General features: G+C 66.4%; 18 protein-coding genes and 1 tRNA gene. 12 read left to right on the top strand and 7 right to left on the bottom strand.

The window, feature by feature from the left end; genetic code table 11:
• Positions 1-23 precede the first annotated feature (23 nt).
• Positions 24-100 (top strand) — tRNA-Arg (locus tag ACN0Q0_RS16075).
• Positions 101-199: 99 nt separating this feature from the next.
• Here the strand turns inward: ACN0Q0_RS16075 and ACN0Q0_RS16070 are convergent.
• Positions 200-925: a GntR family transcriptional regulator gene (locus tag ACN0Q0_RS16070; protein ID WP_417244326.1), complete on the bottom strand. Its 726-nt coding sequence runs from the start codon at positions 923-925 to the stop codon at positions 200-202.
• 316 nt (positions 926-1,241) lie between these two features.
• Here ACN0Q0_RS16070 and ACN0Q0_RS16065 point away from each other — a divergent pair, with 316 nt between their 5' ends.
• From ACN0Q0_RS16065 to ACN0Q0_RS16030, 8 genes are all read left to right on the top strand, one after another.
• Positions 1,242-2,474 carry a branched-chain amino acid ABC transporter substrate-binding protein gene (locus ACN0Q0_RS16065; RefSeq protein ID WP_108969519.1) on the top strand — a complete coding sequence of 411 codons (1,233 nt, stop codon included), beginning with the start codon at positions 1,242-1,244 and terminating at the stop codon, positions 2,472-2,474.
• 74 nt (positions 2,475-2,548) lie between these two features.
• Positions 2,549-3,490 carry a branched-chain amino acid ABC transporter permease gene (locus tag ACN0Q0_RS16060; protein WP_108969520.1) on the top strand — a complete coding sequence of 314 codons (942 nt, stop codon included), beginning with the start codon at positions 2,549-2,551 and terminating at the stop codon, positions 3,488-3,490.
• A gap of 1 nt (position 3,491) precedes the next feature.
• Entirely contained in the window at positions 3,492-4,778 is a 1,287-nt protein-coding gene (locus tag ACN0Q0_RS16055; RefSeq protein WP_343501725.1) for a branched-chain amino acid ABC transporter permease, read from the top strand.
• Positions 4,775-5,539: an ABC transporter ATP-binding protein gene (locus tag ACN0Q0_RS16050; RefSeq protein WP_343501726.1), complete on the top strand. Its 765-nt coding sequence runs from the start codon at positions 4,775-4,777 to the stop codon at positions 5,537-5,539. The genes ACN0Q0_RS16055 and ACN0Q0_RS16050 overlap by 4 nt, the downstream gene beginning before the upstream one ends.
• On the top strand, positions 5,536-6,246 hold the full coding sequence (locus tag ACN0Q0_RS16045) for an ABC transporter ATP-binding protein (RefSeq protein ID WP_108969526.1): 711 nt from the start codon (positions 5,536-5,538) through the stop codon (positions 6,244-6,246). The genes ACN0Q0_RS16050 and ACN0Q0_RS16045 overlap by 4 nt, the downstream gene beginning before the upstream one ends.
• Positions 6,247-6,294: 48 nt before the next feature.
• Positions 6,295-7,077, top strand: a complete 783-nt coding sequence (locus ACN0Q0_RS16040; RefSeq protein WP_254694482.1) for an SDR family oxidoreductase — start codon at positions 6,295-6,297, stop codon at positions 7,075-7,077.
• A gap of 24 nt (positions 7,078-7,101) precedes the next feature.
• On the top strand, positions 7,102-8,037 hold the full coding sequence (locus ACN0Q0_RS16035; protein ID WP_417244325.1) for a 3-keto-5-aminohexanoate cleavage protein: 936 nt from the start codon (positions 7,102-7,104) through the stop codon (positions 8,035-8,037).
• 28 nt (positions 8,038-8,065) lie between these two features.
• Entirely contained in the window at positions 8,066-8,974 is a 909-nt protein-coding gene (locus tag ACN0Q0_RS16030) for an SDR family NAD(P)-dependent oxidoreductase (RefSeq protein ID WP_343501728.1), read from the top strand.
• A gap of 83 nt (positions 8,975-9,057) precedes the next feature.
• On the opposite strand, the gene ACN0Q0_RS16025 is transcribed toward ACN0Q0_RS16030, so the two are convergent.
• From ACN0Q0_RS16025 to phnD, 6 genes are all read right to left on the bottom strand, one after another.
• Complete coding sequence (locus tag ACN0Q0_RS16025) at positions 9,058-9,450, bottom strand: 3-hydroxyacyl-CoA dehydrogenase NAD-binding domain-containing protein (protein WP_417244328.1); 393 nt, start codon at positions 9,448-9,450, stop codon at positions 9,058-9,060.
• Between the two features lie 73 nt (positions 9,451-9,523).
• Positions 9,524-10,438, bottom strand: a complete 915-nt coding sequence (locus ACN0Q0_RS16020; RefSeq protein ID WP_417244324.1) for an HAD-IIA family hydrolase — start codon at positions 10,436-10,438, stop codon at positions 9,524-9,526.
• Positions 10,435-11,244: a phosphonate ABC transporter, permease protein PhnE gene (gene phnE, locus ACN0Q0_RS16015; protein WP_108969535.1), complete on the bottom strand. Its 810-nt coding sequence runs from the start codon at positions 11,242-11,244 to the stop codon at positions 10,435-10,437. Before phnE (ACN0Q0_RS16015) ends, ACN0Q0_RS16020 begins: the two co-directional genes overlap by 4 nt.
• Entirely contained in the window at positions 11,241-12,035 is a 795-nt protein-coding gene (phnE, locus tag ACN0Q0_RS16010) for a phosphonate ABC transporter, permease protein PhnE (protein ID WP_164213982.1), read from the bottom strand. The genes phnE (ACN0Q0_RS16015) and phnE (ACN0Q0_RS16010) overlap by 4 nt, the downstream gene beginning before the upstream one ends.
• Entirely contained in the window at positions 12,032-12,808 is a 777-nt protein-coding gene (phnC, locus tag ACN0Q0_RS16005; protein ID WP_164198198.1) for a phosphonate ABC transporter ATP-binding protein, read from the bottom strand. The genes phnE (ACN0Q0_RS16010) and phnC overlap by 4 nt, the downstream gene beginning before the upstream one ends.
• Before the next feature lie 54 nt (positions 12,809-12,862).
• The gene (gene phnD / locus ACN0Q0_RS16000; protein WP_108969540.1) at positions 12,863-13,828 is read right to left on the bottom strand and encodes a phosphate/phosphite/phosphonate ABC transporter substrate-binding protein; all 966 of its coding nucleotides are present in this window, start codon (positions 13,826-13,828) and stop codon (positions 12,863-12,865) included.
• Positions 13,829-13,987: 159 nt separating this feature from the next.
• On the opposite strand from phnD, the gene ACN0Q0_RS15995 reads away from it, so the two are divergent.
• The 3 genes from ACN0Q0_RS15995 to ACN0Q0_RS15985 all read left to right on the top strand — a co-directional run.
• Positions 13,988-14,773, top strand: a complete 786-nt coding sequence (locus ACN0Q0_RS15995; RefSeq protein ID WP_343501732.1) for a DeoR/GlpR family DNA-binding transcription regulator — start codon at positions 13,988-13,990, stop codon at positions 14,771-14,773.
• A 21-nt stretch (positions 14,774-14,794) separates the two neighbouring features.
• Positions 14,795-15,811, top strand: coding sequence for a substrate-binding domain-containing protein (locus tag ACN0Q0_RS15990; protein ID WP_417244327.1), 1,017 nt, complete (start codon positions 14,795-14,797; stop codon positions 15,809-15,811).
• A 25-nt stretch (positions 15,812-15,836) separates the two neighbouring features.
• Positions 15,837-16,434, top strand: a 598-nt coding sequence (locus tag ACN0Q0_RS15985; RefSeq protein WP_417244323.1) for a sugar-binding domain-containing protein, incomplete at its 3' end; no start/stop codon positions are given.

The raw sequence follows: 16,434 nt of genomic DNA, 5'->3' as shown, positions 1-16,434 counted from the left end.
AGCTGGGTTACTCACGCTCCGACGGGTCATTAGCTCAGTTGGATAGAGCAACCGCCTTCTAAGCGGTCGGTCGAGGGTTCGAATCCTTCATGGCCCGCCACCTTTGCCGAAATACGCCGATGGCCCCCGAACCGGCCCACTGCGCGTCGCGTCCCGCGACGGAGCTTCGGGCTCGCCCGTTCCCGAGCGTGCGAGTGGCCTATTTAGAGGCCGTGTCGGGGCTCTGCTTGTAGAAGCGCCGGATCGCCAGATGCGAAGAGCGGATGTCCAGATTTACCGCCCACCTCGCCGCCTCGCCGTCACGCTGCGCCACGGCGTCGATCGCATCGTCGTGAATGCGCACGCCGATCCGAAACAACCGCGCGAACAACGCCTTATCCCGCCGCGCCGAGGCAACGATTGGCCCGGTGCGCAGCCAGAGCGTCGAGATGATGTCGAGCAGCTGCGGGTAGCCCGCGCCGCCGTAGAGCTCGAAGTGGAACGCCTGATTTCCCGCCAGCGCCGCCTCGAAATCTCCGGCCTCAACCGCTTCGCTCATGGCGTCGTTGTGGCGCCGCAGCTCGCCGATCAGCGTCGGAGTCCGCCGGGCACGCGCAGCGCGTTCGGCGGCATAGCCCTCGAGTTGCATGCGGATGCGGATGTAATTCTCGTGCTCTGTGGCGAGATAGGGCGCGACGCGCAGCGTCCGCGGCCCAGACTGCTCGATGGCCCGCTCGGCGATCAGCCGCGCCACGGCCTCGCGCACGGGCATGGGACTGGTGCCGAGCACCTCTGCAAGCCCGCGGATGGTCACCTGCTCGCCCGGAAGGAACTCGCCCTTGAGCAGCCCGAGCCGAATGCTCTGGTAGACCCTTTCCTGGATCGTGGTGACATCCACGGGCGCCAGCGTGCGCGATCGCGGCTTCGTGGGATCGAGACTGTTCACGTGCTCCGGGCCTCGCTTGGCTTGTTCGAAGGATGATCCCGCGTCCGTCGCAGGGACAGCGCGCGGTCCGTCGTGGCGCCGCGGTGTTGGGCCTTTAGCAGCCAATTTCGCGTCATTCTATGTCCAAGTCACAACATAAGGCAACCGCGTCCCCGCAAACACCCTTACCTTACAGATATGAGATCACATATCTTATATCTTTACCGCCCAAGAATTCTGTGGTTAGGATACGCCCGTGCCAGAGGAGAGCGCAGCACGGCCCGACATCAGGGGCGCGGCGCGCTGGCATGGAAAAACACCTGGGAGGAGAACCAGCTTGACACGTCTTGCCTTGATCGCGGCCACGTCCGCACTGGCCCTGGGCGCAACCGCGCTGCACGCCGAGCCGCTGAAGATCGGAATCATCGAAAGCCTTTCGGGCGCCCAGACCTCGACAGGCCGACTCTATGCCAATGCCGTCGCCTATGGGGTCGCGCAGATCAACGATGCCGGCGGCTTCAACGGCGAACCGGTTGAAGTCATCGAGTACGACAACGCCGGCGGCGCACCGGACGCGGCGACCAAGTTTCGCCAGGCCGTGGCGGATGGGGTGGACATCATCTTCCAGGGCGCCTCGTCGGCAATCGCGGGCCAGCTCACCGAGGACGTGCGCAAGCACAACCTGCGCAACCCCGGCAAGGAGGTGATGTTCATCAACCTCGGCGGCGAGGCGATGGAGCTGACCGGTGACAAGTGCCAGTTCTACCACTTCCGCTTCACCACAACTGCGCCGATGCGGGTCAACGCGCTGGTCAGCGCGATGAAGGAAGCCGGCGATCTCGGCACCAAGGTCTATTCGATCAACCAGAACTACTCCTGGGGCCAGGACATGCAGTCGGCGGTCGAAACCGCGGCGGCGGGCGGCGATTTCGAAATCGTCGACGAAGTCCTGCACGACGTGAACAAGATCCAGGACTTCGCGCCCTTCGTCGCGCGCCTGAAGTCCGCCGCGCCCGACACGGTCTTCACCGGCAACTGGTCGAACGACCTGCTGCTGCTGATGAAGGCGGCGGGCGACGCGGGTCTCGACGTGACCTTCGCGACCGCCTACCTCGACCAGCCGGGCAACATCGCCAACGCCGGCGAGACGGCGCTCGGGCATTACATCGCCAACAACTACGACAATGCCGCCACCGATGGCGAATTCGCCGAAGCCTACAAGGCATCGACCGGCCACTACCCGACCTTCGTCGAAGGCCACACCGCCTTTGCCGTCGGCGCGCTGCACCAGGCGCTCGACACGCTCGACTTCGGCGGCGACGCCATCGATGTGACCAAGATCGCGCTGGCGCTCGAGGACACCACCTACGAGACGCCGGTCGGCCCGATCTCGGTGCGCAAGGAAGACCACCAGACCATCCGTCCCGTGGTCGTCTCCAAGGTCGTGAAGAACGCCAAGTACCCCGCCGACGACACCGACATGGGCTTCGAGACCGTCGGGGTCGTGCCGGGCGAGACAGCGATCTACCCGGTGCAGGACAGCTGCAAGATGGTGCGCCCGGGCGAATGAGCCCCGCTCCCTGAGAGCACCGGCCGGCGAGCCTCGCCGGCCGGCCCTGTCCCTCGGCCCCTATCGGAAGTGCAATGGAATTTGCGATCATCTCCACGCTGAACGGCGTGACCTACGGCCTGTTGCTGTTCATGGTCTCCGCCGGTCTCACGCTCATTTTCGGCATGATGGGCGTGCTGAACTTCGCGCATGCCTCCTTTTACATGCTGGGCGCCTATGTCGCCTACGCCGTCTCGTCGATCTTCGGTTTCTGGACCGGGCTGATCGTCGCCCCCATCGTGGTCGGCCTCGTCGGCATGGCGGTCGAGCGGTTCCTGCTGCCAAGGGTGCACGCCCACGGCCACGCGCATGAACTGCTGCTGACCTTCGGTCTCGCGCTGATCATCGAGGAGCTGATCAAGCTGTTCTTCGGCGACTTCCCGGTGAACTACCAGATGCCCGGCGAGCTGCGTTTCTCGGCTTTCCACATCTTCGGCACCGACTACCCGTTCTACCGCCTGTTCATCGGCGGGATCGCGGTCGTGATGTTCTCGGCGCTGTGGCTGCTGCTGACCCGGACCCGCACCGGCATCGTTGTGCGCGCCGCCGAGCGTCTGCCCGCCATGGCCGAGGCACTGGGGCACAATATCCCGTTGGTCTTCATGTTCGTCTTCGGCACCGGCGCGGCGCTGGCCGGGCTTGCCGGGGCGGTGGCCGGAGCCTTCTACCCGACCAACCCGAACATGGGGCTGGAACTGGGGGTGATCGTCTTCGTAGTGGTCGTGGTCGGCGGGCTCGGCTCGCTCAAGGGCTCGCTGGTTGCCTCGCTGATGATCGGCCTCTTCTCGTCCTTCGCGGTGGGGCTTGACTGGTCGCTGGCAAACCTGCTGAGCCTGATCGGCCTTGGAGACTGGGCGCGCTCGGTCGGCGGTCTGCTGACGCTCGAGCTGTCCTCGGTCAGCGCCACCATTCCATTCGCCCTGATGCTGATCATCCTGCTGGTACGCCCTGCGGGTCTCATGGGGGAGCGTAACTGACATGCCGAACCTTCGCACTATCCTCGTCCTCACCGCGCTCCTCGCGCTGCTGATCGCCGTACCGCCCTTTCTGGGCCTCGGCTGGCAGAACGCGCTGGTGAATGTGCTCATCGCGAGCCTCTTCGCGCTTGCCTTCAACCTTCTCATCGGCCAGGCCGGGCTGCTGTCCTTCGGCCACGCCGCCTATTTCGGGATCGGCGCATTCGCCGCGCTGCACTTGATGCTCGCGGTCGAGGACGGCCTGCCCTTCCCGACGCCGCTGCTGCCGCTCGCGGGCGCTGCCGCCGGGCTGCTGGTCGGCCTCGTGGCGGGCTACTTCGCCACCATGCGCTCGGGCGTCTACTTTGCACTGGTGACGCTGGCCATCGCCGAGCTCTTCCATTCGTTGGCGCCGCGCCTCGAGGGACTCTTCGGCGGTGAATCGGGCGTGTCGTCCATGCGCATGCCCTGGCTGGGCTTCACCTTCGGCTCCATGCTCGAGGTCTACTACATGACCTTGGCCTGGGTGGTGATCTGCGGTCTCGGGCTCTGGGCCTACACCCGCACCCCCTTTGGACGGCTGACGCTGGCGCTGCGCGACAACGAGCAGCGCGTGCGTTTCCTCGGCTACAATGCCCATGCCTCGAAGGTGATCATCTTCGCCGTCTCGGCGATGTTTACAGGCGTTGCAGGCGCACTGCAGGCGATCTCCAACGAAACTGCGAACTACTCGCTCTTCGGCAGCATCGTGTCCTCGCAGGTCGTGCTGCAAACCTTCGTCGGCGGGGCCACGGTGTTCTTCGGCCCGGTGATCGGCGCGACGGCCTTCGCGCTCTTCTCTTTCCTCGTCTCCGATCTCACCCGATCCTGGCTCCTCTACCAGGGGCTGATCTTCGTGCTGATCATGCTCTACGCCCCGAGCGGCATCGGCGGCGTTGTGCATCACCACATCCGCAATCGCCGCCAACTCGACTGGGCGCGGCTGGCGGGGCCTTATCTCATGGCACTGGCAGGGGGTCTGCTGATCGCCGCGGGCGTGGTCTTCCTGGTCGAAAGCGCCTCGATCCTCTTCGGCGAAGACTACGAGCGGCTGCGCCACGCGGCCGGCGACGGCTTGCCCGTCTTCGAGCTCTTTGGCGCAGAGTGGAGCCCGATCTCGGTTCTGACCTGGATTGTCCCGGCGGCGCTGCTGCTGGGGGGCGGCGCGGTGCTGTTCCGTGCCCGCCGCGAGATCGACGCGCTTTGGGCCCGCAAGGACCGCCCCGAGGACACCATGGCCGAAACCGCGCCGCTGGGAGGTGAAGCATGACCGCGACCACGACGCAGAGCGCGCTGACGCTCACCGGCGTGACCAAGTCCTTCGGGCCGATCGAGGTGCTCAAGGGGCTCAACCTCGACATCGAGAAGGGCGAGCGCCACGCGGTGATCGGCCCGAACGGGGCTGGAAAATCGACACTCTTCAACCTGATCTCGGGTATGTTCCCGCCGTCTTCCGGAGACATCGCGCTCGGCGGGCGCAGCATCGCAGGGCTCTCGCCGCACCTCATCAACCGGGCGGGACTGGCCCGCTCGTTCCAGATCACCAACATCTTCCACCGGATGAGCGTGTTCGAAAACCTCCGGATCGGCGTGCTGGCGCGCCACGGGGTACGCTTCGGCCTTTTCCGCCCGATTTCGACCATGCGGCGGGTGAACGCGGAGACCGCCGAGATCCTATCGCGCGTTGGGCTCGAGACCCGGGCGCGAGACCTGGCGGGCGACCTGACCTATTCCGAGCAGCGTGCGCTCGAGATCGGCATGACGCTGAGCACAGGCGCCGACATCATCCTGCTCGACGAGCCCACCGCGGGCATGTCGCGCGAGGAGACGGCGCAGGCCGTGGAACTGATCCGCACGGTGACGGAAGGCAAGACCCTGCTGATGGTCGAACACGACATGAGCGTCGTCTTCAGCCTCTGCGACCGGGTCTCGGTTCTGGTCTACGGAAGCATCCTCGCGACCGACACGCCGGCGCGCATCAGTGCCAACCGCGAGGTGCAGGAAGCCTATCTGGGTGAGGAGGCAGCATGAGCTTGCTTCAGGTGAAGGGGCTGCACGCCCATTACGGCAAGAGCCACATCCTGCACGGGATCGACATGGAGGTGCCCGAGGCGGCCATCGTCTCACTGCTGGGGCGCAACGGTTCGGGGCGCTCGACGCTGCTGAAGGCGATGATGGGGCTTGTGCCCCCGACCGCCGGCAGCGTCACGCTGGACGGCCAAACCCTGTCGGGGCAGCGGCCCTTCGACATCTGTCGGCAGGGGCTCGGCTACGTGCCCGAGGAACGGCTGGTCTTCCCCAACCTTACGGTCGAGGAGAACCTCGCCATTGGCGTGCAGAAAGGCGCTCCCGGCGCGCACCGCTGGACGGTCGAGGAGATGTACGACTACTTCCCCCGCCTCCGCGAGCGCCGCGGCATCCGCGCCGGGTACCTCTCGGGCGGCGAGCAGCAGATGCTGACCATCTGCCGCTCGCTGCTCGGCAACCCCCGGGTGCTGCTGATCGACGAGCCGACTGAGGGGCTCGCCCCGCGCATCGTCGACGTGGTGATGGAGGTCATCCTCGACATCGGCCGCCGCGGCGTCGCCGTGGTGCTGGTCGAGCAGAAGCTGACCATCGCGCTCAAGGTCGCGCAGCAGGTCTTGGTCATGGGCCATGGCGAGCTGGTCTTCCTCGGCACCCCCGCAGAGCTCGACGCCGCGCCCGACGTGCGCCGCAACTGGCTCGAGGTGGCCTGACGGCCACCTCCCCTCCCCTAGACAATTTCGACTGGACAGACAGTGAGCATGATCGAACGGATGTATCCGAAACCCGGCCTCCGGGTCCTTGTCACCGCGGGCGGGTCGGGCATCGGCGCCGCCATCGCGCGCGGCTTTCTCGACGCCGGGGCGCAAGTTATGATCTGCGACATCGACGAGGCCGCGCTGGCACGCATCGCCGAGGAACGCCCCGCCGTGGTCACCCGCCGCGCCGACGTGTCCGACGAGGCCGAGGTCGCCGCGCTGATGGACGCCGCCAAGGAAACGCTCGGCGGGCTCGACGTGCTGGTGAACAACGCCGGGATCGCCGGCCCTACCGGAAAGATCGACGAGATCTCTGTCGATGACATCCGCCGCACGCTCGACGTCGATCTGTTGGGGCAGTTCCTGGTGCTGCGCCGTGCCGTGCCGCTGCTGCGCGAGAGCGAGGCGGGCGCAATCCTCAACATCGCCTCGGTCGCGGGACGGCTGGGCTACGCGCTGCGCACCCCCTATGCGGCGGCGAAATGGGGCATCGTCGGCCTCACACAGAGCCTTGCCAAGGAAATGGGTCCCGAGGGCATCCGGGTGAACGCGATCCTGCCAGGCGTGGTGCGCGGCGCGCGCATCGAAAGGGTGATCTCCGACCGCGCGGCGGCCGAGGGCATTCCTTACGCGCAAATGGAAGAGCAGTACCTCGCCAGCGTCTCGCTGCGCCGGATGGTCGAGCCCGAGGACATCGCCGGCATGGCGCTGTTCCTCTGCTCGCCGGCCGGGGCGAACGTCTCGGGGCAGGCGATCAGCGTCTGCGGCAACGTCGAAACCATCTGACCCAGAGAGAAACGGAGAAGGACCATGGCAAAGGCCCCCCGCAAGGTTATCGTCACCTGCGCCGTCACCGGCGGCATCCACACCCCCAGCATGTCGCCACACCTGCCGGTGACCCCCGAACAAATCGCCGAACAGGCCATCGAGGCCGCCGAGGCGGGCGCCTCGATCCTCCACCTGCACGCCCGCACACCCGAGGACGGGCGGCCGACGCAAGACCCCGAGGCCTTCCTGCGGTTTCTGCCGCGCATCAAGCAGGCGACCGGGGCGGTGCTCAACCTCACCACCGGCGGCAGCCCCACGATGACCGTCGAGGAGCGCCTGCAGCCCGCCGCGCGACTCGCGCCCGAGGTCGCCTCGCTCAACATGGGCTCGATGAACTTCGCGCTCTTCCCGATGCTCGGCCGCTACGACACGTTCAAGCACGATTGGGAGCCGGCCTATCTCGAGAAAACCCGCGACGTGGTATTCCGCAACACCTTCAAGGACATCGAGTACATTCTCGAGACCTGCTCGGGGAACGGCACGCGTTTCGAGTTCGAGTGCTACGACACCAGCCATCTCTACACCCTCGCGCACTTCCGCGACAGGAACCTTGTGCAGGGTCCGCTTTTCATCCAGACGGTCTTCGGCATTCTGGGCGGTATCGGCACGCATCCCGACGACGTCTCGCACATGAAGCGCACCGCGGACCGGCTGTTCGGCGACGACTACGTCTGGTCGGTGCTGGGCGCGGGGCGTCACCAGCTTCCGATCACCACGATGGCCGCCGCGATGGGCGGCAACGTGCGGGTCGGACTCGAGGACTCGCTCTGGGACGGGCCGGGTCATCTGGCACAGTCGAACGCCGCGCAGGTCCGCCGGATCCGCAAGGTGCTCGAGGGGCTGGGGCTGGACGTGGCGACACCCGACGAGGCGCGTGCCATGCTGTCGCTCAAGGGCGGCGACCAGGTGAACTTCTGAGACAAGTCAGCGCGGGGACGCAGGACATATGACCAACGAATTCGACGGACGGGTCGCGATCGTAACAGGGGCCGGGGCCGGGCTGGGACGCTGCCACGCGCTCGCCCTTGCCCGCGCCGGGGCGCGCGTCGTGATCAACGACATCATCGGACCGGACGGCCAGCCGGGTGCCGCGGCGCGGGCCGTGGTCGCCGAGATCGAGGCCCTTGGCGGCGAGGCCGTTGCCGAGCCCGCGGACGTGGCGAACTTCGCCGAGGTGACCGCGATGGTGGCACGGGTGATGGCGCGCTGGGGACGCGTCGATATCCTCGTCAACAACGCCGGCATCCTGCGCGACCGCTCGTTTGCCAAGATGGAGATGTCCGATTTCGCAACCGTGCTCGCCGTCCACCTCACCGGTTCGGCGAACTGCTGCCGCGCGGTCTGGGAGATCATGCGCGAGCAGGGCTTCGGCCGGATCATCCTGACGACGTCGTGCTCGGGGCTTTACGGCAACTTCGGACAGGCCAACTACGCCGCCGCAAAGGCTGGCATGATCGGTCTGATGACGACGCTGCAGCAGGAGGGCGAGCGCTACGGGATCCACGTCAACGCCCTCTCGCCGCTCGCCATGACCGGGATGACCGACGGGCTGCTCGCCCCCGAGGATGCGGCGCAGCTCACCCCGGAAGCGGTGGCGCCCGCGGTGGTCTTCATGGCCTCAGACCTTGCGCCGAAGAAGACCATCATCGGCGCTGGCGCCGGCGTCTATTCGGTGGTCCACGTGGTCGAGACCGAGGGTGTCTACCTGCCACCCGAGGCGCGCAGCCCCGAGGAATTCCACGCCGCCTTCGAGCGCATGTCGGACATCCGCACCGCGCGGCACCTCGACACCGGCTTCGATCAGGCCACCAAATTCACCGCCACCGCGAACCGGGCGCGCCGCGTCACCGCCTGACCTGACCCCGGCGCGGCAGATAGGACGGCGCGGCGTAGAAATGCGCCGCGCCTTATGCATTTCGCCTCGGAAGGTGCCTCGGTCTATCCGGTCGGGGCAGCGGATTTCACCGCGAGACTCACGCGCAGCCGGCTGTCCCTTTCCTCCACGAGCGCCGCTATCGGCCGATCGGCATCGCAGGCCTCGACCGCCGCGATGATGCGCGCCTGAAGGCGGTTGGCGACGTGGCTGTAGATCTCCTTCTGCAGCCGGACCGGCACCTTGCCGATCCGGGTGTGGAAGCGCTCCGCCTCATCCAGAACCCATGCCGCTGTCGCCTCTCGCCCGGCCAGCTCGACCAGCGGCACGAGCTGCGGCGGGTTGAACGGCTGCCCTAGCACGACCCGCTCGGGACCTGCATGTCGGTGACAGAGATCGCGGACGAACTCGAGGAGATCACCGCGCCGGGCGGCGTCGCGGCATCGATGCGGCTCGATGTGCCCTTTATCCGGAAGGTACCCGCCCCTCGATCCCAGAGCGCCGGAGTCCTCTCGGCCCCGGCTGGCCCCGTCAAATGCTGCCTATGACGAAATCCGGAACGATCCCCGACCGACGGATCGCCCGAGCCGGGTCGAGGCCGACGAGTGCGCCATGGTCGGTCACGAGCGCGGTGGAAAACCCCATCTGGCAGCCGCCAAGGATGTCCGTATGCAGCGTGTCGCCGACCATCAACACCCGCTCGGGCGCAAGCCCCGGGGCGAGACGCGCCAAGGCCAGCGAGAAAATCCCGTCGAAGGGTTTGCCGAGGAAGACCGGCGCCACGCCGGTCGCGTCGGCAAGGCGATGCGCATAGTCGCCGGGCTCTCGCGAGAGGCCGGTTTCGCGCGGGGCGACAATGTCAGGGTTGCCGACGAAGACCGGACGCGCGCGCTTGCTCAGAGCTGCCTCGAGCCGGGCCTGGCGCGCCTTCGTCCAGCCCTCCGAGCCAACGAGCAGAAAGCCCTCGGCCACCTCGTAGTCCGCAGGATCGTCGCCGAGGAAGGAGATGTCGACGTCCTCGAAATCCTCGACGCCGTACTCGGGGCTGAGCATCGCCCCCCAGCGCAGCCGCGGCGCACGCGCCAGATGCGCCAGCAACGCCTCGCGGCTGGTCACCACCTCCCCGGGAGAGAAGTCAAAGCCCAGCCGGGCGTAGCGCTGCATCATCACCCGCTTGGGGTAGGCTGCGGAATTGGAGACCACCGCCACCGCCTTGCCGGCAGCGCGCAGTGCGGCGATCGCAGCTGCTGCGCCCGGAATGGCGGACTCGCCCACGTTGAGCACCCCGTAGGCGTCGAGCAGCACGAGATCAAAGGGGTCGGCGATCTCAAGCAGGCTCTGCGCCACCTGCCAGTCATGGCCAAAGCGCGCCTCCGGCAGACGCGACCGCACGCCGAGATAGTCGTCGAAGGCCGCGCGGGCGTCGGTGCAGCGCGTGCCGGTCACAGGATGCGGCGACGCAGGAAGGCCGAGACGACCTCGCCCAGAACGACAAGCGCGAGGATCGCCAGCAGGACGGTCGCCGCCTCGGGCCAGTTGAACGTGTCGATGGCACCCTGCAGGATGATGCCGATGCCGCCCGCTCCGACAAGGCCGAGCACGGTCGACTCGCGCAGGTTGATGTCCCAGCGCAGGATCGCCACGGCCCAGAAGGTCGGCATGACCTGCGGCACGATGGCATAGACGATGACCTTGAAGCGCGATGCGCCGGTGGCCTCCAGCGCCTCGACGGGGCGCGTGTCGATCTCCTCGATGGCCTCGCCCAGCAGCTTGCCGATGAAACCGATGGAGCGGAACATGATCGCCACCACACCGGCAACGATGCCGGGACCGAAGATCGCCACGAAGAGCAGCGCCCAGATGATCGTATTGACCGACCGCGAGCTGACGAGGATCAGCCTCCCGAGCCAGAGCGTGGCGCGGTTGGGCGTGGTGTTCTGCGCCGCGATATAGGCAACGGGCAGCGAGACGATCACCGCCAGCGCGGTGGCGAAGGTGGCAATGTTCACGGTTTCCAACAGCACCCGCAGGATCGCGCCGAGGTTGCTGGTGTCGAGCGGATACATGCGTCCGAAGAGATCGGCCATCTGGCTGGGCGAGTCCCAGACCCAGGCCCAGATGATCTCGATCGAGCCGAGCGCCCAGAAGACCGCCAGCGCGCAGAGGGCGAAGATGCCGAAGCGTCGGGCTTTTTCCTTCGGCGTATGGCGCGACCAGTCCTCGCGCCCGAATTGCTGGGAGATGCTGGTCATGCGATGCGCTTCCTGATCTGGCCGCTGATCGCCTCGGAGACGAGGATCACGCCGACGATGACGATGGTGATGGCGAGCGCGAAATCGTAGTCATATCGTCCGAAGGCATTGGCCAGCGTCGCGCCGATGCCGCCCGCGCCGACGATGCCGACCACGGCCGAGGCCCGCAGGTTGGAATCGAGCTGGTAGATGGTCAGGCCGATCTGCCGGGGCATGATCTGCGGGAAGATGGCGTAAACCAGCGTCGACAGGTACGGCGCCCCGGCCGCCCGCATCGCCTCCACCTGGCCGAAGTCGATCTCCTCGATCCGTTCGGCCAGCATCTTGGCGACGAAACCGATGGAATAGACCACCAGCGTCAGCACGCCTGCAAAGGGGCCGAAGCCGACGGCCTTGACGAAGATGATCGCGACGATGACCGGATGGAAGCTGCGGGCGATGATGATGATCGCCCGACCGAGATAGAAGACCGGCAGCGGCGCGACATTGCGCGCCGCCATGAAGGCGATGGGGATGGATAGCGCGACCCCGCCGACGGTGGCGAGGATGGCGATCTTCAAGCTCTCAAGGAAACCGTCGATCAGCAGGCCGCTGCGCTCGAAGCTCGGGGGAAAGGCGCCGCCGAAGATGCGCCCGGCCCGCTCGATCCCCTGCGCAACCCGCGCCCAATCGATCGGCATGGTGGCCGCGACCCAGAAGAAATAGGCCAGTGCGCCGAGATAGACCGCCCAGCGAAGCAGCGGGTTGGCGATGAAGGGCGGCTTGCGCCAGGTGTCCGGGTGCTGGCTCATGATGCCTCCCGCAGGTCGCCGCCCCGGTCTGCATGGGGGCTGCCGGAGTAGATCCGTTCCATCGCCTCCTCGTCGAGCGCGCCCGGAAGATCGTCGAAGATGATCCGTCCGAAGCGCATGCCCACGATGCGGTCGGTGTATTCCTTGGCTTCGGTCACGTTGTGGATGTTGATCAGCACCGGCAGCTTCAGCTCGCCCGCGAGGTCGCGCAGCAGCCCCATGATCTGCTCGGAGGTCTTGGGATCGAGCGAGGCGGTCGGTTCGTCGGCCAGCAAGATCTCGGGGTCCTGCATGAGCGCCCGGACCACGCCGACGCGCTGACGCTCGCCGCCCGAAAGCTGGTCGGCGCGGGTGTTGGCGTATTGCGCGATGCCGACGCGCTCCATCAACTCATAGGCGCGGCGGATGTCCTCCTTGGGGTAGCGGCGCATGATCGCCGCCCAGGTCGAGATATATCCCAGCCGCCCGGACTGCACGTTCTCCATCACGGTCAGCCGGTCGACGAGGTTGAACCCTTGAAAGACCATGCCGATCTTGCGCCGCGCGGCGCGCAGATGGCGGCCCCGGAGGGCGGTGAGCTCGGTCCCGTTCAGCACGATGCTGCCCGAGGTCGGCTCGACCAGCCGGTTGATACAGCGCAGCAGCGTGGACTTGCCGGCGCCCGAGGAGCCGATGATCGACACCACGCTTTCGCCCTCGATGGTCAGGTCGAGGTTCTTCAGCACCGGCGCACCGCTGCCGTAGCTTTTGACCAGGTCGGTGATCTTCAACATGTGGAGACTCCATGCCGGAGCCGGGCGCAAAGCGCCGGCTCCGGTCTTGTCAGGTCACTCTGCGGCAAGGCCGGCGGGTGTGTACTCGACCCCGTTCGCCTTCTGGATCTGGCGGATGACCTTCCACTGATCCTTGTAGGTGATCGGGATGAACTTGCTAACCCCGCTGAACTCCTCGCCAAGCGCGGTCCCCGCGAAGTCGAAGCTGAAGAAGGCCTCCTCGATCTTCTCCTTCAGTTCCGGCGTCAGGTCGTGGGCATAGGCGTAAGAGGTGGTCGGGAAGGGATCGCTTTCCCAGACGATGCGCACCTCGGCGGGATCGTAAAGCCCGCGCTCGGCCATACGGTCGACCACTTCCGAGGCGACGGGCGCGGCGTCGTAGTCGCCCGCGACCACGCCCAGCATCGACTGGTCGTGGCTGCCAGAATAGACCACCTCGTAATCCTCGTCGGGCACCACGCCCAGATCGGGGAACAATGCGCGCGGCGCGAGGTTGCCGGAGTTCGAGGTCGGCGAGGTATGCGCGATGCGCTTGCCGGCGAGGTCCGGCACCTGCTGGATGTCGCTGTCGGCCTGGGTGTAGATCTGCAGCTTGTAGCCGAACTGCCCGTCGTCCCCCCCCATGATCGCGAAGGGCACCGCTCCGGCGAGGTTCACTGCAAAGGGCGTGGGACCGGTCGAGAAACCGGCGATATGCAGGCGACCCGAACGCATCGCCTCGACCTCGGCGGAGTTGGACTGCACCGCGAAGAACTGCACGTCCTTGCCGGTGACCTCCTCAAGATGCGCGATGAAGGGCTGCCAGATATCCTCGTAGATGGCCGGATCCTCGACCGGCGTGTAGGCAAAAACAAGGGTGCCGGGATCCTTCAGATCGCCCGCGTCTGTTGGCGCGTCTGCGACCAAGTCACCGTCGGCGTCGGTGTACTGGCTGTCGAGCGCCGCGGTTTCTTCCTGAGCAAATGCCGCCCCGGCCGACAGGGCCAGCGATACGAGCAGACTCGTGGTGTGCCTAAGCATGTGATGTCCTCCTCCCAAAGGGCATGTTCTGCGTCTGGCCCCTGTGTCCTCCGGCCAGTCCAGCGGGATCACATCACCTTTATGTTGGATATGCAACAAATTGGTCGTACTTTTCTGCGAAACTCAAGGCTGCGACATACGAAGGGGAGATCGGGCACGGTGGACCAGACAAGTGGCGAGCGGCGTTTGAAAAAACAGGAGCGGCACGCGCAAATCCTGCTGCAACTGAAACTCAGGCCGCACGTGCGGGTCGCGGAGCTTGCCGCCCTGTTCGGCGTGACCACAGAGACAGTACGCCGCGACATCGGCGCGCTCGAGCGCGACGGGCTGTTGGAGCGCGCCCATGGCGGCGCTTCGGCGCCGCATCCCGGCGGGCACCGCGATCTTGACGCGCGCCGACGGGAACGGGTCGCCGAGCGCGAGCGGCTCGGCCGCTTTGCCGCGTCTCTGGTGCGCGACGGTGATGCGATCATGATCGACGCGGGCTCGACGACGATGGTCTTCGCCCGCTTCCTCGCCTTCGCGGAAACCCGGGTCACGGCGATCACCAACAGCCTGCAGATCGGTATGATCCTCGGCCAGAGCGCCAATGCGCGCGTGCTTCTCGCGCCGGGAAGCTACCTGCCTCAGGAGGCGGCGGTGGTCGGCGTCGAGACATGCGACCATCTTGCGCGCTACCATGCGGACTCGTGTTTTCTCGGAGCGGCTGGCCTCAGCGAAGCGGGTGTGACCGAGGCGGTGGACGGTTTTGCTCCGGTCAAGCAGGCGATGATGCGGCACTCCACCTCGTGCCGGTTTCTCATCGACGCAGGCAAGTTCGGGCGCACCCGGTTGAACCTTGTCACGCCGCTTGACGAAATGGATACGCTGGTCAGCGACCGCGCCCCGGAGGACGCACTTGCGGCACGTCTCTCCGAGAGCGGGGTCAGCATCCTCGTACCCTAGGGCCTCCCGACTCGGTGCTTTATTTCGGCTTCGTACGGCAAGGGCAGCCAAGCCTTTGCTTGCGAAACGGTGTTTTCGGACACACCCGATTACGACACCACCAAGCAAATCGCCTCTTTCGAGCACGACATGGTGAAACAGCCGGCGGGTCTTCTGCTGCATCCGATGCAGCCGGACCCGTTCATCGCACCGATCAACCGCGCCATCTCAGATGGCACGCAGGTGGTGACCCTCGCGGCGGACTCGCCGAAATCCGACCGTAGCGCCTACATCACCTCCGACAACCTGGCCGATACGAAATTTGCTGCCGAGGAAATCGTCAAGCAGATCGGCGAGACGGGCTCCGCCGAGGGCGCGGTCGCGGCGATCCTCGAAGCCAAGTCGGACGTGCTGGCCATGCATGCGGATATCACCCCGGCGACGCTCGAGCACATCAAGGCCGGCAAGATCCACATGGCGCTGAGCCCGAACCAGGGCATACAGGGGTTCATGGGGTTCATGGCGACCTTCATGGCGGCGCATTCCGAAGTCTTCGATCCGTTCAACGACCACCGGACCTTGGGTTACAACCCGGTACAGATCCCCCACATCGACGGTATCCTCCAGCCCGACGGCGGCGAGAACCTCTGGGAGGGTCGGCCTGTCCGTATTGCATCACCAAGCGCCGCGCAGCAGCTCGGGATCGGGCTGGTGCATCAGGAAATCGCCCTCTGCCCCGATATCTCGGTGGCCGAGAACATGTTCATGGCCGTCACCAACCAGAGCCGCCGCTTCCTTATGGATGTCGCCTCGCTCAAGCAGAAAGCCCGCGCCGTGCTGGGGCAGCTGTGCGACATCGATCCGGGTGCGATCGTTCGGGACCTTCCGATCTCGCACCAGCAACTGGTCGAGATCGCCGAGGCGCTGACGCTCGACTGCAAGGTCCTGATCCTCGACGAGCCAACCGCCGCGCTGACAGACCACGAGGCGCAGACCCTTTTCGAGATCATGCACAGACTGTCGGCGCAGGGCAGGACATCATCCGCGGATCGATCCTGATACCGCGGTCTCCATCGATCACCACATGAACAAGCGCGACGCCGGGGGCAAGGCGGTGAGCGCGGTCGTCGAGACCCTGTCGCCCGAACAGCCGCTCGGCGTCACCGTCGTGCCGCTCACCGGCGGGGTGCAGGGCAAGGTCTACACCGATGTGAACCATCTCGTGACGCGCATGGCCGAACGGCTCGGCGGCAAGCCGGTCCTGATCCACGCGCCGCTTTTTGCCGAGAACCGTGCGCAGCGGGACATGCTCACCGGCATGGCGCCGATCAAGCAGGTCTTCGACCTTGCGCGCACCGCCAATGTCGCGCTCACCGGGATCGGCTCGGTCAAGCCGCGCGCCTCGAGCTGCTACGACCTCAACCCGGTGCCCGAGGCCGACCGCAAGATGCTCGTGGGCATGGAGATCGTCGCCGAGTTCATGGCGCATCTGATCGGCATCAACGGGCAGGTGGCGGACTACGAGTGCAACCAGCGTCTCGTGGCCCTGCATCCGCATGACACGGCGCCCGCCTACGGGCAGGGGCTGGCGGAAGAGGTCGTCGGCAAGGCCCCCGGGGGGCGGCGCGAGAAGGGCGTGCTGGCGACGAAGCGAGGTGGGCTCGGGGGGGCGCGGGGGGCCG

The organism is Celeribacter sp. (genome assembly GCF_048259695.1).
Classification (GTDB): domain Bacteria; phylum Pseudomonadota; class Alphaproteobacteria; order Rhodobacterales; family Rhodobacteraceae; genus Celeribacter.
Note: the sequence above shows the minus strand (reverse complement) of the source record. Positions and strands in the feature narration are given on the sequence as shown.

Coding starts and splice junctions, on each gene's coding strand:
- ACN0Q0_RS16030 (WP_343501728.1), top strand. CDS start 8,066: ATGACCAACGAATTCGACGGACGGGTCGCGATCGTAACAGGGGCCGGG.
- ACN0Q0_RS16050 (WP_343501726.1), top strand. CDS start 4,775: ATGACCGCGACCACGACGCAGAGCGCGCTGACGCTCACCGGCGTGACC.
- phnC (WP_164198198.1), bottom strand. CDS start 12,808: ATGTTGAAGATCACCGACCTGGTCAAAAGCTACGGCAGCGGTGCGCCG.
- ACN0Q0_RS16045 (WP_108969526.1), top strand. CDS start 5,536: ATGAGCTTGCTTCAGGTGAAGGGGCTGCACGCCCATTACGGCAAGAGC.
- phnE (WP_108969535.1), bottom strand. CDS start 11,244: ATGACCAGCATCTCCCAGCAATTCGGGCGCGAGGACTGGTCGCGCCAT.
- ACN0Q0_RS16055 (WP_343501725.1), top strand. CDS start 3,492: ATGCCGAACCTTCGCACTATCCTCGTCCTCACCGCGCTCCTCGCGCTG.
- phnE (WP_164213982.1), bottom strand. CDS start 12,035: ATGAGCCAGCACCCGGACACCTGGCGCAAGCCGCCCTTCATCGCCAAC.
- ACN0Q0_RS16040 (WP_254694482.1), top strand. CDS start 6,295: ATGATCGAACGGATGTATCCGAAACCCGGCCTCCGGGTCCTTGTCACC.
- ACN0Q0_RS16060 (WP_108969520.1), top strand. CDS start 2,549: ATGGAATTTGCGATCATCTCCACGCTGAACGGCGTGACCTACGGCCTG.
- phnD (WP_108969540.1), bottom strand. CDS start 13,828: ATGCTTAGGCACACCACGAGTCTGCTCGTATCGCTGGCCCTGTCGGCC.
- ACN0Q0_RS16035 (WP_417244325.1), top strand. CDS start 7,102: ATGGCAAAGGCCCCCCGCAAGGTTATCGTCACCTGCGCCGTCACCGGC.